Annotated in this window: 19 protein-coding genes and 1 tRNA gene; 9 read left to right on the forward strand and 11 right to left on the reverse strand. The window is 54.7% G+C overall.

The window, feature by feature from the left end; genetic code table 11:
• Positions 1 to 18 precede the first annotated feature (18 nt).
• The 4 genes from AACZ86_RS05395 to AACZ86_RS05410 all read left to right on the forward strand — a co-directional run bounded on the left by AACZ86_RS05395 (position 19) and on the right by AACZ86_RS05410 (position 3655).
• Positions 19 to 780 (forward strand): sulfite exporter TauE/SafE family protein, encoded by a 762-nt coding sequence (locus tag AACZ86_RS05395; protein WP_339690058.1) that lies wholly within the window; start codon positions 19 to 21, stop codon positions 778 to 780.
• A 57-nt stretch (positions 781 to 837) separates the two neighbouring features.
• Positions 838 to 1113: a hypothetical protein gene (locus AACZ86_RS05400; protein ID WP_339690059.1), complete on the forward strand. Its 276-nt coding sequence runs from the start codon at positions 838 to 840 to the stop codon at positions 1111 to 1113.
• A gap of 599 nt (positions 1114 to 1712) precedes the next feature.
• Entirely contained in the window at positions 1713 to 2060 is a 348-nt protein-coding gene (locus AACZ86_RS05405; RefSeq protein ID WP_339690271.1) for a sulfite exporter TauE/SafE family protein, read from the forward strand.
• A gap of 482 nt (positions 2061 to 2542) precedes the next feature.
• Positions 2543 to 3655: a GGDEF domain-containing protein gene (locus AACZ86_RS05410; protein WP_339690061.1), complete on the forward strand. Its 1113-nt coding sequence runs from the start codon at positions 2543 to 2545 to the stop codon at positions 3653 to 3655.
• Between the two features lie 328 nt (positions 3656 to 3983).
• Here the strand turns inward: AACZ86_RS05410 and AACZ86_RS05415 are convergent.
• From AACZ86_RS05415 to moaA, 3 genes are all read right to left on the reverse strand, one after another.
• Positions 3984 to 4058, reverse strand: a tRNA-Asn gene (locus AACZ86_RS05415).
• Between the two features lie 74 nt (positions 4059 to 4132).
• On the reverse strand, positions 4133 to 4906 hold the full coding sequence (locus tag AACZ86_RS05420) for an NAD kinase (RefSeq protein WP_339690063.1): 774 nt from the start codon (positions 4904 to 4906) through the stop codon (positions 4133 to 4135).
• Positions 4903 to 5901, reverse strand: a complete 999-nt coding sequence (gene moaA, locus AACZ86_RS05425) for a GTP 3',8-cyclase MoaA (RefSeq protein WP_339690065.1) — start codon at positions 5899 to 5901, stop codon at positions 4903 to 4905. The genes AACZ86_RS05420 and moaA overlap by 4 nt, the downstream gene beginning before the upstream one ends.
• 164 nt (positions 5902 to 6065) lie before the next feature.
• On the opposite strand from moaA, the gene AACZ86_RS05430 reads away from it, so the two are divergent.
• Positions 6066 to 8072, forward strand: a complete 2007-nt coding sequence (locus AACZ86_RS05430; RefSeq protein WP_339690067.1) for a GGDEF domain-containing phosphodiesterase — start codon at positions 6066 to 6068, stop codon at positions 8070 to 8072.
• Here AACZ86_RS05430 and mfd read toward each other — a convergent pair.
• Together mfd and AACZ86_RS05440 are read right to left on the reverse strand one after the other, a co-directional pair.
• Positions 8069 to 11539 carry a transcription-repair coupling factor gene (gene mfd, locus AACZ86_RS05435; protein ID WP_339690069.1) on the reverse strand — a complete coding sequence of 1157 codons (3471 nt, stop codon included), beginning with the start codon at positions 11537 to 11539 and terminating at the stop codon, positions 8069 to 8071. The genes AACZ86_RS05430 and mfd overlap by 4 nt on opposite strands.
• Positions 11540 to 11572: 33 nt before the next feature.
• Entirely contained in the window at positions 11573 to 11839 is a 267-nt protein-coding gene (locus tag AACZ86_RS05440) for a succinate dehydrogenase assembly factor 2 (RefSeq protein ID WP_339690071.1), read from the reverse strand.
• 59 nt (positions 11840 to 11898) lie between these two features.
• Between AACZ86_RS05440 and recG the strand changes: the two genes are divergently transcribed.
• Positions 11899 to 13956 (forward strand): ATP-dependent DNA helicase RecG, encoded by a 2058-nt coding sequence (recG, locus tag AACZ86_RS05445; protein ID WP_339690073.1) that lies wholly within the window; start codon positions 11899 to 11901, stop codon positions 13954 to 13956.
• Positions 13957 to 13959: 3 nt separating this feature from the next.
• Here recG and AACZ86_RS05450 read toward each other — a convergent pair whose 3' ends face one another.
• The gene (locus tag AACZ86_RS05450; protein ID WP_339690075.1) at positions 13960 to 14277 is read right to left on the reverse strand and encodes a PilZ domain-containing protein; all 318 of its coding nucleotides are present in this window, start codon (positions 14275 to 14277) and stop codon (positions 13960 to 13962) included.
• 92 nt (positions 14278 to 14369) lie between these two features.
• The gene (gene tyrS, locus AACZ86_RS05455) at positions 14370 to 15599 is read right to left on the reverse strand and encodes a tyrosine--tRNA ligase (protein ID WP_339690077.1); all 1230 of its coding nucleotides are present in this window, start codon (positions 15597 to 15599) and stop codon (positions 14370 to 14372) included.
• Positions 15600 to 15664: 65 nt separating this feature from the next.
• On the opposite strand from tyrS, the gene AACZ86_RS05460 reads away from it, so the two are divergent.
• The 3 genes from AACZ86_RS05460 to AACZ86_RS05470 are packed head-to-tail and all read left to right on the forward strand — an operon-like array spanning position 15665 to position 17740.
• On the forward strand, positions 15665 to 16183 hold the full coding sequence (locus AACZ86_RS05460; protein ID WP_339690079.1) for a DOMON-like domain-containing protein: 519 nt from the start codon (positions 15665 to 15667) through the stop codon (positions 16181 to 16183).
• Entirely contained in the window at positions 16183 to 17379 is a 1197-nt protein-coding gene (locus tag AACZ86_RS05465) for a DUF1343 domain-containing protein (protein ID WP_339690082.1), read from the forward strand. Before AACZ86_RS05460 ends, AACZ86_RS05465 begins: the two co-directional genes overlap by 1 nt.
• A 58-nt stretch (positions 17380 to 17437) precedes the next feature.
• Positions 17438 to 17740, forward strand: coding sequence for a hypothetical protein (locus AACZ86_RS05470; protein WP_339690084.1), 303 nt, complete (start codon positions 17438 to 17440; stop codon positions 17738 to 17740).
• On the opposite strand, the gene AACZ86_RS05475 is transcribed toward AACZ86_RS05470, so the two are convergent.
• The 4 genes from AACZ86_RS05475 to rpoD all read right to left on the reverse strand — a co-directional run bounded on the left by AACZ86_RS05475 (position 17737) and on the right by rpoD (position 22697).
• Entirely contained in the window at positions 17737 to 18918 is a 1182-nt protein-coding gene (locus AACZ86_RS05475; RefSeq protein WP_339690087.1) for a VWA domain-containing protein, read from the reverse strand. The genes AACZ86_RS05470 and AACZ86_RS05475 overlap by 4 nt on opposite strands.
• 15 nt (positions 18919 to 18933) lie before the next feature.
• Positions 18934 to 19779, reverse strand: a complete 846-nt coding sequence (locus AACZ86_RS05480; RefSeq protein ID WP_339690089.1) for a MoxR family ATPase — start codon at positions 19777 to 19779, stop codon at positions 18934 to 18936.
• Between the two features lie 105 nt (positions 19780 to 19884).
• Positions 19885 to 20544 (reverse strand): hypothetical protein, encoded by a 660-nt coding sequence (locus AACZ86_RS05485; protein ID WP_339690092.1) that lies wholly within the window; start codon positions 20542 to 20544, stop codon positions 19885 to 19887.
• A 143-nt stretch (positions 20545 to 20687) separates the two neighbouring features.
• On the reverse strand, positions 20688 to 22697 hold the full coding sequence (gene rpoD / locus AACZ86_RS05490; RefSeq protein ID WP_339690095.1) for an RNA polymerase sigma factor RpoD: 2010 nt from the start codon (positions 22695 to 22697) through the stop codon (positions 20688 to 20690).
• Positions 22698 to 22720: the final 23 nt, after the last annotated feature.

Here is a 22720-nt window from a genome sequence, read left to right on the forward strand (position 1 = left end):
GGCCAGGCGGGAACTGAGATGGATTTTTCAATTCTCGGCCTGGCGCTGCTGTTCGCGGTAACCGCCGCGCTCTACGCCAGCGTCGGTTTCGGCGGTGGTTCCACCTATATCGCCCTGCTGGCACTGGCCGCGCTCGATTACCGGGCGCTGCCGGTAATCGCGTTGCTGTGCAATATCATCGTAGTGACCGGCGGAACTGTCCGCTTCCAGTCGCGCGGCCTGATCGACTGGCACAAAATCTGGCCGATCTTGCTGCTGTCCGTACCGGCTGCATGGCTGGGCGGGCGCATGGTTCTGGAGCAGGACAGTTTCATGCTGCTGCTCGGCCTGTCGCTGGCCGCCGCGGGTATATTGCTGATCATCGAACCATTTATCAAGCGGGCAGGGGCTCCCAGAGGGCAATGGACCGGTCACCGGCTGTTCGCTCCCGCGACCGGTACCGGTATCGGTTTTCTGTCCGGCATGGTCGGCATCGGCGGCGGCATCTTCCTCGCGCCGATCCTGCTACTCACCCGCTGGGCCGACAGCCGCCGTATCGCGGCGACGGCCAGCGTGTTCATTCTGGTCAACTCGATCGCCGGCCTTGCCGGGCAGCTGATGAAGTCGGGGTGGAGTAGCGGCGGAGAGGCGATCCTTGCCTATTGGCCTTTATTCCTCGGCGTGCTGCTGGGCGGGCAGATAGGCAGTATATTGGCGAGCAAGGCTTTGCCGGAGATCTGGATCAGGCGGTTGACAGCGTTGCTGATACTCTATGTGGCGGTCAGGATTTTGTGGGTTTGAGGTGGTTGGATTGGGGTGCTGTCGGCGTAATTTCTACATTGTGAGAGTTCTAGGACAATGAACAGAATAGAGGTTTTTCAAGATGCGTTGCAGGCAGTAAATAGTCTGAATATTCCATCGTCATATGATAATCATAAATCAACTCTGATTGAACAATTGAATTTTTTAATTCAGTTTGAAGAAGGGGAAGTTTCTGACTTGGGCCTCCTAAAGAGTGTCAATATTGGGATAATAGCCGTCCGAATTATCGAGGATTTTGATCTCAACGTAGCAAATAAAATATACTCCTCATCCGCTCAATGGGAGAGGATGAAAGAGGAGAAAGGTGTTTGAATCACAGTGACAATTTACTAATTACGTAATTACGGTGACAGTGCACTAATTTCCTGACTGAAACTGACAAGCTCCCGCCAGTTACCACGCACTGCTCCTGTCATATCCACATCCTATGGCCCGCCTTGCCCCTGTTGTCCTGCCTGATATCCCGCACCATGTGACCCAGCGCGGCAAAGCTCCGGCTCGCACGAAGACACGAAGTCACCAAGGCCTGAAGACAGTGCGCATTCACTTTGCGCCTTCGCGGCTTCGCGTGAGTCCGTTGGATATATGATCGCTCCGGTTGCAGCATCTGTGCTTTTCCTCTCCCGTGAAGGAGAGGGATGTGCAGACTTGACAGCTTGCTGCCAGCCGCAGCTGGGTGAGGGTGGCTGGACCTGAGTGGCTCAGCAACCCACTCTCGGAACACCCTTTTCCAACTCCATCTAGCCGTCGGCGCTGACGCTTCGGCGGTAAGATTTCATATCCTTCTCCCGCACGGGAGAAGATGCCTCAGCCTGTAATATGACCCGATCCGCTCTTTCCTACAGCATCCCCGATCTGATAAACTGTTCCCATGACAATGCCGCTTCACACCCAGCCACGCGCTCGCCGTTCTGCGCCCCGGCATCGGCTTCCTGTCCGGCATGGTCGGCATCGGCGGGGGCATCTTCCTTGCGCCGATCCTGCTGCTCACCCGTTGGGCCGACAGTCGCCGCATCGCGGCGACCGCCAGCGTCTTCATTCTGGTAAACTCGATCGCCGGTCTGGCTGGACAGCTGATGAAGTCGGGATGGAGTAGCGGCGGAGAGGCGATCCTTGCCTATTGGCCTGTATTCCTCGGCGTGCTGCTGGGCGGGCAGATAGGCAGTATATTGGCGAGCAAGGCCCTGCCGGAGATATGGATCAGGCGGCTGACGGCGTTGCTGATACTCTATGTGGCGGTGCGGATTTTGTGGGTTTGAATAGAGGTGCCAGTTGCAGCATCCTCGCTTTCCTACGCCCTTGAGCAAGAATGAATAAAACCCTGTCCTACACCCGTTCCGCTTGCTTATTGTTACTACCGCTCTTGCAATACACGCGGGACATGCTCTTTGATAATCTGGATAAATAACGCCGCTGGCTGTTGTCCGCATATTTCACCCGACCGTTTTGGCAGGTAATCTGAAAGGTTACACTCGACGGTAGGGGAGTGTTCGATAAAGGCAGGAATTTCGCGTGTTTCGGGCAAAGGTTACAGAAAATAAAACATTCTGTTTGTGTAAAGTTTGGGCGCGGCACCGAAACAGTCGGGCTCCCGCAAAGGCAAAAGCCGCCAAGTTTGGCCTGTTATTCCAGATATGGATTCTCTACCTCAGCGGTCCGGTTAACTCTTAATTGAAGGTTGCCTGCTAGACAGCGGTTAATGTCCGGAAATTCTGATTTTCATATATTAACAGCCATAATATTGGCTTTATTTGCACTTGTTTTCGGGGTCCTCCATTTTTCGGTCAAGAGCCAGAAATTTTCCGGATGGGTCGGGCTTGCCTATGTTGCGGCTTTCATCGCCTATATGCTCGCCAGTACGCGAACGCCCTCGACGCCGATGGGGCTCATCTTTCTCTCGACCGGCATGTTCTGGATATTCAGTCTGGCGATTTCCAGGGCGATTTACATCCGGTGCAACGCCACCTTCCCGGTAAAGCTGGTCGGGTTCGGCCTCGCGATTGCGGCTGTCTACCTGATTTGGCTAAGCTTTGTCGCGCCGGATATTTACGCACGAACATTGCTGGTCAATGGCGGAGCAGGGCTTTTGCTGTCTTTGTCGCTGTGGCCGCTGTGGAAGGCGGGCACCAAGCTGATTGACGGGGCATTATTCGGTGTCGTCGCGACCGTAGCTGCCACGTTCGTCATCCGGGTTGTAGCCATCAATATCGTGCTCGGCCATCCTCTCACCGAACAGAGCTATACGGAGTCGACCTATGTCTGGCTGTTCCAGCTGACAAACGGCATCGCGGCTCTGGCGCTGGCGATCGTGCTGCTGGTCGCTGCCGGTCATGACATGGTTTTGCATTTTCACGCCCAGTCCCATCGCGATCCGTTGACGGACCTGCTGAACCGGCGCGGTCTGAAAGGATTGTTCGCCGCGCGCACTGACGAAAAACAGGGGGCTATTTTTGTCCGGACGATCATCCTGTTCGATATCGATCATTTCAAGCAGATCAATGACCAATATGGCCATGCTGTTGGCGACAAGGTGCTGCAAAGAATCGCGGATACGGCGATGGACCTGTGTCAGGAATATGGTCAGGTAGCGCGAACCGGCGGTGAGGAGTTCGCCGTATTGACCAAGTGGATGCCGGTCGAAACTGCGCAATTTCTAGCCCAGAATATTTGCGATTCATTGCGCTTCGTCGTGCACCCGGAACTGGATTCCAATCACCAGGTGACCGCGAGTTTCGGACTGGCGATATTGAGCGACACCGATTCGTTGCACGCCGGGATGGATCGGGCTGACAAGGCCTTGTATCACGCCAAGCAAAACGGGCGCAACCAGGTCGCATTGGCCAAAGCCGCCTGAACAGCTTTACGAGCTGGTACAGGGCCGCCCTTATCGGGTGGCTTTCCTACAGCTGCTCTCGCGTGATAGATTCATTTCATGATGGATCAGGGCCCATATAGTCTCGCATTTGCGTGCAGCACGCTCCCAGGGCATTACGCGCATGGAATAATATCCCGTTTCCGCCTGTTACAGGGCCGAGAAGATTATATTTTATAACCCTGTAAAGGTTGTAAAGTTTATCAGGAAAAAGGAGACTTATCTGAACGGATATATCTCGAGAAATGCACCAATGGTCAGCATCTTTTACGAAACTGCCGGATCTGGTGGAAAATAGAGCCATGAAAAATGGCTCCCCGAGTAGGATTCGAACCTACGACATTTCGATTAACAGTCGAACGCTCTACCGCTGAGCTATCGGGGAACAACCTCGATTCTGGACCGAGATGTTTGTAGTGAAGCGCGCCTATAGCAACGACATTTGAGGGCCGCAAGCCATCAAACGACAAATTGTTCCATAGCGATACGATCGTCGAGCGCATGCTCGGGATCAAACAGCATTGTCAGCGCCTGAGCGCGGTCTATCGCGACTTTGACGCAGCTGACATCTCGAACTTCCTGTTGGTCGCCAACGGCGCTGACGGGCCGTTTTTCGGGGTTCAGCACCCGGATGGTGATTTCCATCTTGTCTGGCAAAATCGCGCCTTTCCAGCGTCTCGGCCGGAATGGGCTGATCGGTGTCAGCGCCAGGAGATTGCAGGTTAGCGGCAGGATCGGACCATTGGCAGAAAGATTATAGGCAGTGGAGCCAGCGGGCGTCGCAATCAGCACGCCGTCGCAGACCAGCTCCTCCATCATGATCCGACCGTTGATTTCGATCTCGAGCTTTGCCGTCTGGCGGGTTTCGCGCAGAAGCGAGACCTCGTTGATGGCGGGCAGCGTGAACTTGGCTCCGGAGATGGTTTCCACCTCCATCTTGAGCGGCTTGACCTTGAACGCCCGGGCCTTGCGCAGGCGTTTTTCCAAGTCTTCCATATGCCAATTGTTCATCAGGAAGCCGACAGTGCCGAGATTCATGCCATAGACCGGCATGATTTTCCGGCGATTGAGCATCTGGTGCAGCGTTTGCAGCATGAAGCCGTCACCGCCAAGTACAACGGCCTGGTCGGCTTCTTCAACCGGCACCCAGTCGATCAGTGGTTTCAGCTTTTCGGCTGCTTCCTGCGCCGGTTGCGTAGGTGACACGATCAGTGCCCATTTTTTATCGCTCATCCGCCCGTGACGTTCATATGACGCTCCAATATCTCTGCGGACCCATCGAGCTGCGCATTGAAATCATGGCGCAGCGGTTTGAGCTTTAGAGCCTGTTGGAGCAGTTGGTCAACGGAAGCGATGCCATCCTTGCGAACGGCTGCGCGCAGATCGACATGCGCGTTGTGGCCAAGGCACATATATATCTTGCCGTCGGTGGTCAGACGCAAGCGGTTGCAATCATCGCAAAAATTATTGCTGAGCGGCGTGATCAGGCCCAGCCGGAGGCCGAGCGGTTCGACCGAAACATAGCGCGCCGGCCCGGAGCTGCGATGGGGAATAGGAAGGATAGTATAATGGTCTCGCAACGGAGCCAGAAATTCATCGGCGGAAATATGGGCGAGTTTGCGATCCGCACCGACATCACCCAAAGGCATGCTCTCGATGATCGTCAGATCATGGCCATTTTCAGCGCAATATTCGGCTATTGGAAGAAGATCGGCTTCGTTGAAGTCGCGAACCGCAACCATATTGATCTTGACCCGGATGCCAGCTTCCTTGGCGGCCTTGATACCATCCAGTACAACATTCAAATCGGCGCCGCGGGTGATCTCGGAAAAGCGGGCGGGGTCCAGCGTATCCATGCTGACATTGATCCGCCGCATACCGTGGGCAGCGAGATGATCGGCATATTCGGTCAGCAACGATCCGTTGGTGGTCAGGGTCAATTCTTCCAGTTCACCAGAGGCCACTTTTCTGCCGAGCCGCTGGATAACGTCTTTCATATCCCTTCTGACCAATGGTTCACCGCCGGTAAGCCGGATTTTCCGGATGCCATGCCCGATGAACCGTTCCGCGATCAGGGTGATTTCTTCGAGCGTCAGTAGCTCGGACTTCGGCATGAAGGTCATTTTCTCCGACATGCAATATTGGCAGCGGAAATTGCATCGGTCGGTGACCGATATCCGTAAATAATCAATTTTGCGTCCGAAACCGTCTTGCATAGGGCGCCTCATGTTGATTCAATGCTATAGAGCTAGCGCTTTCCGGATAGGCAGGCAACGCCATATAAAGGTTTTGCTGCTACGGAAAAAGATAGTCGGTCGCTGGTAAATTGGCGTTCCGCTGGTCCCGTTTAAGGAGTTTTGAGGTTTCCGAAATATCCATCTCGACTGCGCATTTGGCTGAATTCAGAAATCTGTTTCTGCTTTCGTTCCAAGAACGCGATCCTCTGGCCGCAGAAATTGCGTCCTTCGGTTGGCGGGTCCATTCCGCCCGGAGATCGGATAATCTGAGCGCCCGGTTTTTCTCAGCCGGGGCGATGATCGCCGTTATTGATGTTCGCGGGGCCGCAAATGAGGCTTTGAAAGCCATTGTCCAACTTTCAACTTCCGCGACCGAGGGTGGAATAGCGATACTGGCTTTGATTGATAGCAGCGAGAACTCTTGGATAGTTGAGCAATGCTATGATTCGGGTGCGACCCATTATCTAGATTTCGCAGATCCAGGAGCGAATCTCGCATTGTCGATCAAATATGCCTATCGTTATGTCGAGAATTTTCGGGGAGGCGCCGAACGCGCGAGTCACGAACAATCGATGTTGATCAGCGCGGATTTACAATGGTCGATGGCGTTGGACTCCGTCGACGAATCCTGGGTTAGCGACAGTCTCTCGGAAGTGGCCGGGCAGATTGATTTTAAACGATATCCCGCCACCGGAATCTACCGCCAACTTTCAGACGAAGAACGCAAGCGCGTTCGCGGCGCTATGGGGCGTTTGCGTGACGGTGCCCGACAGGCAGCGGTTCCGCATCAGCTCAACGGGCGTGCGGTGCTTCATCACCTGCACGAAGAGGCTGGCCGGATTTTCGGCAGGATCGAATATCTCGCCAGCAGCGAGGACGTTGACGACTGGACGGGAAGGGATTTGCTTTCGGGATTGAGAAATGCTGGAGCCGCGCGTTCCTGGGTTCGGAAAAAACTGGAAGCGGGAAGTAAGCCGACCCTCATTGCGATCGGCATCAAGAACTTCCGGATGATCAATGCCGCTTTCGGACGCCATGCCGGGGATCAGCTGCTGCGCATTGTCGGTCACCGGCTGATGGATCAGACGCAGCGTCAATATGCTGGGTCCCAGCTGGTCGCACGCCTGGATGGGCAGAATTTTCTAATCGCGCTAGCCGATCTGGAGAGTAGCAAGATTTCGGATTTTGCGAATGATCTGATCGACAGCGTTTTTCTTGGCCTGCAACTGGAGGGACGGCCGATCAACCCCGTTGCTCGCGCCGGGATCGCCATCGGGAGTGAGGATTCCAGTGAAAAGACATTGATCAGAAAGGCCGTTCTGGCGCTGGCAGAAGCAACCGCTGCAGATGCTCTGCCGATCAATTTTAGCACTGTTACTGAAGCTGATGTACATCTGGAAGAAATGTTGGAGGATCAATTGACCGGGGCGATGGGTCGGGGAGAAATCGTCATCGCATTCCAGCCGCAAATCAAAGTCGATACGGGGCAGCTCGTGGGTGCTGAAGCCTTGGCTAGATGGGAACATCCCGAATATGGGCTGTTGGGTGCTTCAACTCTCTTCGCCGTGGCGGAGCGGGCCGGGGTGATGGAATCGCTTTCGGCGCAAATTCACAAACAGGCATTGACGCTCGCTGCCGGTTGGCCAAAAAGCCTTGGATTTTTGCGTTTGTCGATCAACGTTACGGCCGGAGATTTGGCTTTTTCCGCATTTGATGACAAGATGAAAAAACAGGTCGCGAATGCCGGTTTTGAACCGCATCGGCTGACTCTCGAAATAACGGAATCAGAATTGATCGGCAATTTAACGGCATCGGCGGCCATGTTGCAGAGATTGAGGGCGGCCGGCGTTCGTATCGCAATTGACGATTTTGGTACCGGTTACAGCAGCCTGTCTTATCTCAAGAAGTTGCCGGTCGACTATTTGAAGATCGACAGCGGGCTGACGGGCGATATCAGCGGATCAGCCAAAGATCAGGTCGTGGTCCGGTCAATCATCGATATGGCGCATAGCCTTGATCTCAGCGTGATTGCCGAAGGCGTTGAAACGGAAGGGCAGCTCGAGGCCTTGGCGGAACTCGGCTGCGAATATTTCCAGGGTTTCGTGCGTTCGGGACCACTTTCGCCAGACGAGTTCGAAGCATTCTCCTTGCGAAGCAACTAAGCGGCAACGCGTTGTGCCAGTTTCGAAAGTCCCGTTGTCAGTTGCGTCAGGCCGTGCAGACGGGACTTGGGATCGCGCCATTTGCGTTCGATGAACAGCTTGTTGTCAGGCCGGATTTTGGCGGTTCCCTTGAGCCGGTCTACATAATCGAGCAGGCCCTGAACGTTCGGAAAACTGTCGTTGTGAAAGGTAACCAACGCACCGCGCGGTCCCATCTCGATTTTTGCAATCTGCGCGTTCACGCAGTTCATTTTGATATGCATGAGCTTGAGCAGATTGTCTGTCTGGATCGGCAGGTCTCCGAACCTGTCGATCATTTCCGCCGCAAAGGATTCTATCTCGGGAAGCGTCTTGAGTCCGTTCATGCGGCGGTAGAGACCCATTCGGAGTGAAAGGTCGGGGACATAGGCTTCCGGTATGAGGATCGGGGCATCGACTGTGATCTGCGGAGAGAAACTGTCGGTGCTGGTTTGCAGACCAGAGCCTTTGGCTTTCGCTTCCAAAATCGCGTCTTCCAGCATCGATTGGTAAAGTTCGAAACCGACTTCCTTGATATGTCCCGATTGTTCGTCGCCAAGAAGATTGCCGGCACCACGAATGTCCAGATCGTGGCTGGCGAGTTCAAAACCGGCACCGAGACTGTCCAGATCGCCGAGAATTTTGAGGCGTTTCTCGGCCTTTTCGGTGATGACACGGTCTTTTGGCGTGACCATATAGGCGTAAGCGCGCGTTTTCGATCGACCGACCCTGCCTCTGAGTTGATATAGCTGGGCCAGACCGAAGCGATCTGCGCGGTATATGATCAGGGTGTTCGCGCTGGGGATATCCAGACCGCTTTCGACAATCGTGGTTGAGAGCAGCACGTCATAATTTCGATCATAAAAAGCGGACATCCGCTCTTCCACCGTCGCCGGTGCCATTTGGCCGTGGGCAACAACATAGGTCAATTCGGGTGCATGTTTTTTTAAAAAATCTTCGATGTCGGGGAGATCCGCGATGCGTGGCACGACGGCGAACGACTGGCCCCCGCGATAATGTTCCCGCAGCAGCGCTTCACGCAACGGGATCGGATCCCACGGCATGACGTAAGTGCGCACGGCCAGGCGATCTACCGGAGGAGTCTGGATCACGGATAATTCGCGCATCCCGGTCATCGCCATCTGCAGGGTCCGCGGAATCGGCGTGGCGGTCAGTGTCAAGACATGCACATCCGCCTTCATTGCCTTGAGCCGTTCCTTGTGGGTCACGCCGAAACGTTGTTCTTCATCGATAATGATCAGGCCGAGCCGTTGAAATTCGATGGACTTGGCGAGAATGGCGTGGGTTCCGATGACGATGTCGACCTCGCCGCTGGCCAAGCCTTCTTTGGTTTTTTTGGCTTCTGCTGGCGGAACTAGCCGCGATAGCCGGCCGATTTTGATCGGGAACGGCCGAAAGCGCTCTTCGAAATTGTTAAAATGCTGACGGGCGAGCAAGGTCGTTGGCGCGATGATCGCTACCTGCATGCCGGCCATGGCGGCGGCAAAAGCGGCCCGCATCGCGACTTCGGTCTTGCCGAAGCCAACGTCACCACAGACCAGACGATCCATCGCTTTACCCGAAGCCATATCGGCGAGCACTTCCTCGATTGCCTGCTGCTGATCATCGGTTTCCTGATAGGGAAAACGATCCACGAAACCCGCCATTTCCGTGGCTTCGACGCGGGCAGGGGTTGCCGGTTGCAATGCCCGCGCCGCGGCTGTTCGGAGCAATTCATGCGCAATTGCGCGGATGCGTTCTTTCAGTTTGGATTTGCGTCGTTGCCAACCTTCGCCGCCGAGCCGGTCGAGCACAACGCTTTCGCCGCCTTCGCCATAACGACTGAGAACATCAATATTTTCGACCGGGACATAAAGCTTGTCACCACCGGCATATTTCAAATGGACGCAGTCATGCGGGCTTTCGCCGACCGGGATCGAGACGATGCCTTCGTATAAGCCAATGCCATGTTCAAGATGGACAACAAGATCGCCCTGGCTGAGTGCGGACAGCTCTTCGATAAATGCATCGCTGCTTTTGCGGCGTTTGGATTTTCGGACCAGACGGTCGCCGAAAATATCCTGTTCGGTGAGCAGCGACAGGCTTTCAGTCCGGAAACCCGAAGATAATGGCAATATCGTCAAGGCCACCGCTGCACCGGTTGCCATGCAGGAGTTCCAGTCATCGCAGAGCACCGGCGTCTCGACGCCATGATCCTTGAGCAAGTCAAAGATGCGGGCCCGCGATCCCTTGCTATAGCTCGCGACAATCGCGGTGGTTCCGGACTTGGCCAGATTGTTTAGATGGGCACCCAGGGCCTGATAGATATTCTCGTTGCGCGCTCGTTCCGGCGCAAAATCGCGGGGCGAAGACGCCGACATCGAAATCACCGTTGCGGATTCGGGCTCGTCAAATTCGGACAGAATATGGACCGGCGCATCTTGCTCGCGTGACCGCCATTCTTCGGGCGTGAGATAAAGCGATGACGGCTCTAGCGGGCGGTAGCTCGACAGATTGGCCTTGTCGGCTTCAAGCCGGTTCTTGTGGTAATCTGTGATCGAAGCAAATTGCGCTTCTGCTGCAGCGGAACCGGCAGAGTCCTGTAGAATGATGCAGTCATCTCCGACATAATCGAAAATAGTCGCCAGCCGCTCTTCGAGTAGCGGCAACCAATGCTCCATACCGGCCAAGCGCCGCCCGTCCGAAATCGATTGATAGAGTGCATCACCGGTTGAGACCGCGCCGAAAAGATCGCGATAGCGGGTACGGAAGCGGGTGATACTGTCCGGATCGAGCAAAAATTCGGAAACCGGGAGTAGATCGAGCGATTCAATATTTCCGACGGTGCGCTGGTCAGCGGGATCGAACTGGCGCAAGGTTTCAATCTCGTCGCCGAAAAGGTCGATCCGGATCGGCATTTCGGCGCCCGGCGGGAACAGATCGATCAGACCGCCACGGGCCGCAAATTCGCCGCTGTCCGCGACCGTGTCGACCCGAACAAATCCATTGGCATAGAGGAAGGAGATCAGCTTTTCCTGCTCGACGATCGTGCCGGGCGCAAGATGGGTGACAAATTCCTTGATCCGCGTGGGCGTCAAAACCCGCTGGGTTACGGCGTTGACCGTCGTGACAACCAGTTGCCCGTTCGAGCCGGGCAGCGCCAGTTTCGCCAGAGCGGCGAGCCGGTCTGACGTTGTGTGCAGGGCTGGAGAGGCGCGGTCGTAAGGGAGGCAGTCCCAGGCCGGGAACTCGATGATTTCCAGACCGGGTTCGAAAAAGCGGGCCGCTTCGGCCACTGCGCTCATCGCTGCGTCATCGGTCGCGATGAACATCGTCCGCTGTCCCGAATTGGCTGCAATTTCGGACAGGAACAACGGGCGATAGCCAGCGGGTATACCTGCGAGCGTCATGCCTTTTTCTGAGGATGATAATCTATCTAGATAAGACATGTTCAATGGGCTTTTGGAAATGGGAGAGGGGGACTATTTTGTCGCGTCAATATAATCGAGTCGCTGCATGACATCCATTTGCGGGCCGGAAAAAACGTCCGGAACGGGCAATGTTCCGATGGCCCAGGCCATGACATCCACATCATCTTCGATGAGCAGGTTTTCAAACCAGCCGATCTCTTCGTCTGACCAGCCTTGACTGTAGCGATCAAAAAAACCACCAATCAAAAAATCGGCTTCCCGGGTTCCGCGATGCCATGCGCGAAATTGCAGCCTTTTCAGCTTTGTTTCGCGATCCATAATTGCTGCTCCAACTTGGCTGGTATAATGTACCAGCGACGGTATAAAGGCGGATAGACATGCGGCCCGAGATACTCAATCCATTATTTGGCGAAACCCAGTCGCTCAAGGGCGTCGGCAAGGCATTGGCCAAGCCGCTCGAGAAGTTGCGGCTGACGCGGATCAAGGATTTGCTCTATCATCAGCCGAGCTACTGGATGCAGCGGAAACGGGTCGAAGAACTGGATGAAATTGATGTCGGCGAGACCATCATTGTTCAGGTAACGCCGGTCGACTATCGCAGCGGCGGTCCGCGCAGCCCGCTGCGGGTGCACGCAACGGATCAGGCCGGAAATTATATCAGCCTGACCTTTTTCGGGCGGAACCCGGGTTGGCCGAAAAAATTATTGCCGCTTGGCGAACCCAAAGTCATTTCCGGCAAGCTCGAGCGATATGGTGACGAACTGCAGATCGTCCACCCTGATCAGATACTTGAACCGGAACAAGCCGACAGCATTGCGCTGTTGGAGCCCATTTATCCTTTGTCGGACGGATTGGGGAATGTGCGGATGCGGCAATTGACTGCCCAAGCGCTCGCGCTCGCACCGGAATTGCCTGAATGGATAGAGCCAAGTCAGCTTGCAGCTAAGAAATGGAAGAATTGGAAGGATAGTATCACCGCTCTTCATAGCGCTGAAGGTGAGAGTGCCAATGACCGGTTGGCCTATGACGAGGTTTTTGCCAACCAGCTTGCGTTCATGCTGGTCCGTGCCAGCAACCGCAGCAAGCGGGGTATCCCCATAGAGGGTGATGGAAGGCTTCGCGATCAGTTGAAGTTGCCGTTTGAGCTTACCAATGCCCAGAGACGCTGTATCGGCGAGATTGACGGTGATCTTGCGCAGACTGCGCCGATGCTGAGGCTGCTTCAGGGTGATGTCGGCTCCGGCAAGACGCTGGTAGCGTTGATGGCGCTGCTCTCTGCCGTGGAAGCGGGATATCAAGGTGCCTTTCTGGCTCCGACGGAAATTCTGGCGCGTCAGCATTTTGAAGGTCTGCAGAAACTTCTGGCCGGCTTGCCGGTCAACCTCGCGATCCTGACCGGGCGTGACAAGGGCAAGATTCGCGAAGCGACGCTGATGGGGCTGATGGATGGTTCGATCGATATCCTGATCGGGACCCATGCAATTTTTCAGGAGCAGGTGCGGTACAAGAATCTCGCTGTCGCGGTCATCGACGAGCAGCATAAATTCGGGGTTTCCCAGCGGCTCATGCTGACACAAAAAGCCGAGAGAACCCCGCATCTTCTGGCCATGACCGCAACGCCGATACCGAGGACCCTGACGCTCAGCCAATATGGGGAAATGGATGTGTCGCGCATCGATGAACTTCCCCCGGGACGGCAGACTATTGATACCAGTGTGGTCTCCGGAGCGCGTATGTCAGACATAGTTGACGGTCTTGCGCGTCATATCGCTGCTGGGGGTCAAGCCTATTGGGTTTGTCCCCTGGTCGAAGAAAGCGAGAAAAGTGACCTTGCTGCGGCGGAAGAACGGGCCGATGGCTTGCAAGCGCGATTTGGTGACCAGGTAGGCCTGGTCCACGGCCGGATGAAAGGGCCCGAGAAGGATCTCGTGATGGGGCGGTTCCAGCGGGACGAAATCAAGGTTCTCGTGGCTACCACGGTCATAGAAGTCGGTGTCGATGTTCCCAACGCCAGCCTGATGATCATCGAAGCGGCTGATCGTTTCGGTCTTGCCCAGTTACACCAGCTGCGGGGCCGGGTCGGCCGGGGGAGCGTCAAATCCAATTGCCTGCTGATTCGCGGCGACACGCTGAGCGAGACGGCGCGTGCCCGGCTCACGCTGATGCGCGAGACTAATGACGGCTTTCGTATCGCCGAGGAAGATCTTCGTTTGCGCGGTGCCGGGGAGCTATTGGGTACGCGCCAATCGGGAGATGCGGGCTTTCGCGTTGCCACGCCTGCGCAGGTCAATGAACTGATCGGGCCAGCCACCGATGATGCGCGGTTGTTGCTCGACCGCGACGGCGGGCTGGACAGCGAAAGAGGGCAGGCAGCGCGGGTAGCGCTCTATCTGTTCGAGCGTGACTGGGGCGTCAGCCTGTTGCGCAGCGGATAGCGCCTAAAGGTTGTTGATCTTGTCGAGCATGGCGACGAAATCGGGCTCCCGGATAACGCGCTCGAATTCAAAACCGCAGCGCCCCTGATGGGACCAGACGAGATAGGCTTCGATACGACCGGTGACGGGCAAGCGGACAGTCACTCTGTCACCTTTTGCCATATCCAGTACGTCACCCACCATTATGCCATGAGCCGAAATATTGGTAATCCGGATCCGGATTTCTTGGTCGGGATGAAATTCGCAAATGGTTTCAAAATCGACAGGGAAACGCGTCGCACGGCGCGGGTCGGGCGTTGTCTGATATGGTACACTGGTCATGTCCTGCGAGCTCCAAAATACTTCCTCGCAACTATAACCGGTGACTAAGAATAAAAGGTAAACGTTGGTAAACCTTCAGGAACGGCCGAAAATCAAGGTCTTCGAAGCAGACCGTGTTTCTTTTTCCCTGCCGATATTTTTATATCCTGATCGGAAACGGCGATCATATATCCCGCGTCCTTGACCGGTTCATCTCCTATACGGGCACCGCCGCCAGCGACCATCCGCTTTGCTTCGCCTTTGGATGCACAAAAACCGATGCCAACCAGAGCATCAAGTATGGATATCTCGTCCGATTCAACAAGATGGACCGGTAAATCGCCGCCGGCCCCGCCTTGTTCGAACACCTGCTGAGCCGTGGCGGCGGCTTCTTTCGCCGCTTTCTCACCGTGAGCCATGCTGGTGGCTGCATCGGCCAGGACCTTTTTGGCCTCGTTGATATCGGATCCTTGCATCGATTCCAGGCGGGCAATCTCGTCCAGATCGATATCGGTGAACAGGCGCATGAACTTGCCGACATCCCGGTCGTCGGTATTGCGCCAGAATTGCCAGTAATCATATGGCGAGAGGCGTTCGGCGTTTAACCAGATGGCGCCATCAACGGATTTGCCCATTTTCGAACCATCCGCCTTGGTGATCAGGGGCGTGGTGACGCCGAACAGTTCGGCTCCATCAATCCGGCGGCCAAGTTCAATCCCGTTGACGATATTGCCCCATTGATCGGAACCGCCAAGCTGTAATTTGCAACCATGTTGGCGGGATAACTCTACAAAGTCATAGGCCTGCAGGATCATATAGTTGAATTCGAGGAAGGTCAGCGGTTGCTCGCGTTCCAGCCGGAGTTTGACAGAATCAAAAGTCAGCATGCGGTTGATGGTGAAATGGCGACCGATATCGCGCAAAAACGGGATATATTCGAGTTCGCCGAGCCAGTCGTCATTATTGACCATTATCGCGTCGGTCGGGCCATCGCCGAATGTCAGGAAATTCTCGAAACAGCCGCGAATTTTTGCAAAATTCGATGCGATTCCCTCATCATCGAGTATTTTACGCATCTCGTCTTTGCCGGACGGATCACCAATTTTGGTGGTACCGCCACCCATCACAACAATGGGCTTGTGTCCCGACTGCTGCAATCGACGGAGGAGCATGATCTGGACCAGATTACCGACGTGAAGGGAGTCTGCCGTGACATCAAATCCGATATAGCCGGGAATGATGCTCTTGTTGGCAAGAGTGTCCAATGCCTTGGCATCGGTTAACTGGTGGATATAGCCGCGATCATTCAGTAGACGCAGCAGATCAGATTGATAATTGGTCATGGAATGGTGCGTTACATGGGGACAACGAAAGTCGCAATATGCGTTTGAACTTGCAATGCCATCCGATGACTCCGCAATCGGCGATCGACCAAATCACGGTTGAATGGTCGATGTCCGAGACTGGTGTCATATGGCTGAGATATCACGCCGACGGGAATGTCGGGGAAGTCCGCTTGCCAGACGATCTGGATCAGTCCGGACGAATGGATGATTTGTGGCAAAATACCTGTTTCGAACTCTTCCTCGGTGAGCCGGGAACCGAGCGCTACAGCGAGTTCAATTTTTCTCCGTCCGGCAATTGGGCGGCTTACGGCTTTGATCATTACCGAGACGGAATGAATCCGCTCGCACTGGCTCAACCACCCGAAATATATATGGATTTCAGCGACACACATATGGCTCTCGAAGTAACCTTCGGATTGCCCGATATGCGGGTGGGCCAAGAATTCGATGCGGGCCTGTCTGCGGTTATCGAAATGCAAAATGGCGAGAAATCACTCTGGGCTTTGGCGCATCCTGCCGCTAATCCGGATTTCCATCACCGGAATGGTTTTACGCTCAAAATGGAGGCAGCGGAACGTTGATGAAATTTGGAATAGACAGGCTGATTGAAGACGCGGATCTGCGACGGCCATTGGCCGGCAAGCGGGTTGCGTTGCTTGCGCATCCGGCTTCGGTGACACAGGATCTTGTTCATAGCCTCGATGCATTATCGGCGATTGACGGCATTAACGTGACGGCGGCTTTCGGTCCGCAACACGGCCTGCGCGGCGACAAGCAGGATAATATGATCGAATCGCCCGACTATAATGATCCGGTTCACGACATTCCGGTCTTCAGTCTCTACGGCGAAGTCCGGCGACCGACAGGTCAGTCAATGGGCACTTTCGATGTCATCCTGATTGATCTTCAGGATCTCGGTTGCCGAATCTACACTTTCATCACCACTCTGCGATATATGCTGGAAGCGGCAGCGGAGCACGGCAAGACGGTATGGGTGCTGGACAGGCCCAATCCGGCGGGAAGGCCTATCGAAGGCACGCTCCTCGAGGAGGGATGGGAAAGTTTTGTCGGGGCAGGGCCGATGCCGATGCGGCACGGACTGACTATGGGCGAAATGGGGCGTTGGATGATCAGTCATTTTAACCTCAATGTCGATTATCAGGTTATCGAGATGCAGGGGTGGCAGCCGGGAGGCCCTGGTTACGGCTGGCCGGTTGATCGTATCTGGATCAATCCCAGCCCCAATGCACCGAACGTCAATATGGCGAGAGCCTATGCAGGAACCGTGATGCTGGAAGGGACCAATCTCTCCGAGGGGCGCGGCACCACCCGACCGCTGGAGCTATTTGGCGCGCCGGATATCGACGCCCGCGCGGTCATTGCCGAGATGCAGCGGAAAGCACCACAATGGCTGAAAGGCTGTGCGCTGCGGGAAATCTGGTTTGAACCGACATTCCACAAGCATCAGGCAAAGTTGTGCAACGGGGTCCAGATTCACGCCGAGGGCCCATTTTATGACCATGGATCTTTTCGTCCCTGGCGGCTTCAGGCGCTGGCTCTGAAAGTAATTGGGAAACTCTATCCCGGATATGAATTATGGCGGGACTTTCCTTATGAATATGAAGAAGGCAGGCTGGCATTCGACGTGATAAACGGGGGAACGGCGTTGCGCGAGTGGATCGAAAATCCATCGGCAATCGCCAATGATCTTGATGCCATCGCCGCGCCTGATGAACGCGCTTGGGTGCAGATGCTGGGAGATTTCCTCCTCTATTAATAATGCTGCACTGCAACATAATTATTGCATTTGACCGAAAATCTGGTAATTTGCCACAATGTTACCGAGCAAAGAAATCTTCGAAGGCGTCGCACTGAAAAAATGTGTGGCCGCGACCTATAATAATACGACGTTCAAGCTGGCGCCGCATATTCTCTATACCCGGCATGACGAAATGTACGTCGATGCTGTGCCGCTAGAGAAAGACGGGCTGCCGCCGAAAGAGATCAAGATCGGAACGTTCAAACTTTCGGGTTTGAAAGATGTTCGCGTGGAAGACCTGCATTTCGAAAAGTCCGAAATCTTCGAACCGGCCGCCGAAAAATATGACGGCACGACATTATTGGCGGTAGAAGCCTAACCCTGCTTCCGGGTCAATTCCTTCATCGCATCGCTCAGACCATCAACCGTCAGCGGGTACATCCGGTCGTTCATCAGTTCGCGAATGATTTTGACGCTCTGTGAATAGCCCCATTGCTTTTCCGGCACCGGATTGAGCCACGCTGCCGCAGGGTAGGTGTTGGTCAGCCGCTGCATCCACGTCACCCCGGCTTCTTCATTGAAATGTTCGACAGAACCGCCCGGGTGGGTGATTTCATAGGGACTCATCGACGCGTCCCCGACGAAGATCAGCTTATAGTCATGACCATATTTGTGGAGGACATCCCACGTGTTGGTGCGTTCGGAAAAGCGCCGACGGTTATCCTTCCACAGCCCTTCATAAGGACAATTGTGGAAATAGAAAAATTCGAGATTTTTGAACTCGGTGGTCGCCGCGCTGAACAATTCCTCACAGAGCTTGATGAACGGATCCATCGAGCCACCCACATCCAGAAAAAGTAGTAATTTTACCGCATTGTGCCGTTCTGGCCGCATATGGATGTCGAGCCAGCCCTGTTTGGCGGTACCGTTGATCGTCCGGTCAATGTCCAGCTCGTCAGCGGCGCCTTCGCGGGCAAATTTCCGCAGGCGGCGGAGTGCAACCTTGATATTGCGCGTACCGAGCAGCTTGGTGTTGTCGAGATTCTGGAATTCGCGCTTGTCCCAGACCTTGATTGCCTTTTTCTGCCCGCCTTCGCCGCCGATCCGGACGCCTTCTGGATTATAACCCGAATTGCCATAGGGAGAGGTACCGCCCGTGCCGATCCACTTGCTACCGCCTTCGTGCCGCTTTTCCTGTTCTTCGAGCCGCTCTTTCAGCGTCTCCATGATCTCGTCCCAGCTGCCGAGAGACTTGATCTTTTCCATTTCCTCTTCGGACAGATATTTCTCGGCGACCGCTTTCAGCCAGTCGAGCGGAATATCTTCTTCCTGCGTGCCGTAGGAAGTTTCTATGCCTTTGAAGACTTTTGAAAAAACCTGATCGAAGCGATCGAGCAGACCTTCGTCCTTCACGAAGGTAGCGCGGGACAGATAATAGAATTCCTCCGGACTGCGCCGGATCACGTCTTTTTCAAGCGCCTCGAGCAGCACCAGATGTTCCTTGAGCGAAGCCGAAATGCCGGCGGCTCTGAGTTCGTCCATGAAGTTAAAGAACATCTTCTGTGCCTTTGCCTAGCGCGCTTCGCGTTTTGCCATAAATGCCAGGCGTTCGAACAGCATCACATCCTGCTCGTTCTTCAGCAGCGCACCGTGCAACGGCGGGATCGCCTTGCTGCTATCCTTCGATTGGAGCACTTCGAGCGGCATATCCTCGTTGAGGATCAACTTCAGCCAGTCCAGCAATTCGCTGGTGCTCGGTTTCTTCTTGAGGCCGGGGACGTCACGGACATCGTAAAAGATATCCATCGCCTTTTTGACCAATATGCCCTGGATGTCGGGGAAATGGACGTTGATGATTTCCTGCATCGTCTCGCGATCCGGGAATTTGATATAGTGGAAGAAACAACGGCGCAGGAATGCGTCGGGCAGTTCCTTCTCGTTATTCGAGGTGATGATCACAATTGGCCGTTCGACCGCCTTGATCGTCTCTTTGGTTTCGTAAACATGGAATTCCATGCGGTCGAGTTCCTGAAGGAGATCATTTGGAAACTCGATGTCCGCTTTGTCGATTTCGTCGATCAACAGCACGGGCAGTTCGGGAGCGGTAAAGGCCTCCCACAGCTTGCCCTTGCGGATATAGTTGGAAATGTCATGCACGCGTTCATCGCCCAGCTGGCCATCACGAAGACGGGCCACCGCATCATATTCATACAGGCCCTGATGCGCTTTTGTGGTGGATTTTACATTCCACTCGATGAGTGGCGTCCCCATTGCTTTGGCAATCTCGTAGGCCAGTACCGTTTTGCCGGTGCCAGGCTCGCCTTTGACGAGCAGCGGGCGGCGGAGGGTCATGGCAGCATTGACAGCAACCTTCAGATCATCGGTTGCAACATAGTCCTTGGTACCGTCAAAACGCATGATTTTCTATTCCTTGCCGTGAACGTCAAAGCACAGGCGATAGGGAAAAGCCGGAATGTAGGCAAGTTAATCATTTAGTTAAGAACAGAGAAAAATTGCACGTGATTATTGGGAAAGGCGTGTGTTTCGGCGTGCTTCCAGCAGTTGCCAAAGGCCGCGGTGCTGGTTGAACAACTGTTCGGCTCCGAAATTCAAAGCCCGCTCGACTGCCGGAGATTCCGATAACTGGTCTTTGAGAATTGAAGTCATGGTTAGATCCGGCAGTGAGGACGAACGGGCTTCAACGCCGACACGCAGCGCGATCCGTTCCAGAATCTTCCTTATCGAATGCCAGTCGGAAACCAGTGCAATGGCTGCTCCGATCGCGCATCCGTTGCGATCGGATTGGGAAAGCATATCCAGCGCTTTGCGTTGACCAAAGACTGCCGCGTTGCTCTGGTCGGTCGCGCTAACGCCCGAAATCGGTCCGGCAGCTACCGTCAATTTGGTCAGAAATGATCGCTCGGCCGCAAATCCATCCGTTGCCTGAATCAGCCATGAGCGAGCGGCATCGTCAGCCGTTTTGGTGGCAGCTTGATCGATTACACCCGGATGGCGCCCGTGCAAAACGCATAGAAAATGGGCAATATCGGCAATATCGGCACCGGATAGAATCGAGAAATCTTCGGCGATCAACCGGACATAGGGTGTTGTGTCACTGCCATTAGCGCCAACATGCTCAGCGAAGCTGTGCGCTGTTGTAGAATGTGCTTTATGTCCTAGCATCGTGTGTCCGATATCCCCAGAATTGTCACGAATATGCGTTGGGCACCTTCGTCAGATTTCGGGTATACAGGCTATTCCTAAAGAGCCGGTTTATTGGCCGTTAGGGAATTACAAACCATGATGATCAGCGCCAAAACCTATGGCTATTGATCCAGGAAACTGCGCATTTTACGGCTGCGGCTAGGATGTTTCAGCTTTCTCAATGCCTTGGCTTCAATCTGCCGGATACGTTCGCGCGTAACACTGAACTGCTGGCCAACTTCTTCGAGCGTGTGATCGGTATTCATGCCGATTCCGAAGCGCATGCGCAGCACGCGTTCTTCCCGAGGGGTCAGGCTGGCCAAAACGCGAGTCACGGTTTCCTTCAGGTTCGCCTGAATTGCCGCATCGACAGGAATGATCGCATTTTTATCTTCGATGAAATCACCGAGATGCGAATCTTCTTCGTCGCCAATTGGGGTTTCGAGCGAAATCGGTTCCTTGGCAATTTTCATCACCTTGCGCACTTTTTCCAGCGGCATGGAGAGCCGTTCGGCCATTTCTTCCGGAGTCGGCTCGCGGCCCTGCTCATGGAGGAACTGACGGCTTGTGCGGACCAGCTTGTTGATCGTTTCGATCATATGAACCGGGATACGGATGGTCCGCGCCTGATCGGCGATGGACCGCGTGATCGCCTGGCGAATCCACCATGTCGCATAGGTGCTGAACTTGTAGCCGCGACGATATTCGAACTTGTCGACCGCTTTCATCAGGCCAATATTGCCTTCCTGGATCAGATCGAGAAACTGCAGGCCGCGGTTGGTATATTTTTTGGCGATCGAAATTACGAGACGGAGATTGGCCTCGACCATTTCCTTCTTGGCAATACGCGCTTCGCGTTCGCCTTTCTGGACCATGTTCACAATGCGGCGGAATTCGACCAGCGAGGTGCCGGTAGCATTGGCGATGTCGGAAATCTCTGCGCGGATGCGGTCAACCGCTTCGGCTTCTTTTTCGACGAAGGCCGCCCATTTCTTGTCGGTCTTGGCCATGCCGGTGAGCCAGCCGTCGTCGAGTTCGTTGCCGACATAGCTTTCCAGAAATGCACGGCGTGGAACCTTGTGCCGCTCGGCCAGACGGAGCATCTGCCCGCCCAATGTGGTCAGCCGGCGATTGAACGAGTAAAGCTGGTCGACGAGAAATTCGATCTTGTTGGCGTGAAATTGCACGCTTTCGACCAGCGCGGTCAATTCTTCGCGCAAATCGTGATATTTATTCTCGGAAGCTGTCGGGAAATCCTTGCCCGCAGCCAGCGAGTCCAGCCGGGTCGTCTGCAATTTGGAAAATTTCTTGAACACTGAAGTGATCAGCGCGAATTTTTCCAGCGCGTCCGGTTTCAGAGCTTCTTCCATCTGCGCGAGTGAGAGGGTGTTGTCTTCTTCCTCCTCTTCGACCACGCGCTTGGTGCGGCGTTCGGTCAGTTCGGCTTCGTCATCATTTTCGCCGTCGGCCGATTCTTCGTCCTCGACTTCATCATCATCCTTGAACGACGGGCCAGCGGTCTTCTCGCTGATTTCGCCGTCATCATCGTCGTCTTCTTCCAGGTTTTCCGGGACAGGATCCTTGGAGAGCATGGCGTCGAGATCGAGAATTTCGCGCAACTGCATTTCGCCGTCGTTGAGCGCTGTCGACCATTCGATGATGGCGTTAAATGTTGTCGGGCTTTCGCACAGGCCCCAGATCATGGTGTCGCGGCCAGCTTCGATACGCTTGGCAATGGCAATCTCGCCTTCGCGGCTGAGCAATTCCACGGCGCCCATTTCGCGCAGATACATGCGCACCGGATCATCGGTGCGGTCGGCTGCCGCTTTTTTCGGAACGGCGGCAGAGGATTTCTTCTCTTTGTCCTTGCCGTCAATCGATTCAACTTCATCGCCGCCCAGTTCTTCGGCAACTTCTTCGTCATTTTCAACAATCCGGACGCCCATTTCGGAGATGGCGGACATGACGTCCTCGATCTGCTCGTTCTGGTCCTGGGGCAAAGCTTCGTTCAGCTCGTCAATCGTCAGATAGCCGCGCTTCTTGCCCTGGGCGATCAGTTTCTTGATGGCGCTATCGTTGAGGTCAATCAACGGTTCGTCTTCGGCTTTGGAATTTTTCGCTTTACTTGCCAATGGCTCAGGCCCCTAATTTAAAA

Origin of the sequence: uncultured Parasphingorhabdus sp. (genome assembly GCF_963975735.1) — a bacterium.
GTDB lineage: Bacteria > Pseudomonadota > Alphaproteobacteria > Sphingomonadales > Sphingomonadaceae > Parasphingorhabdus.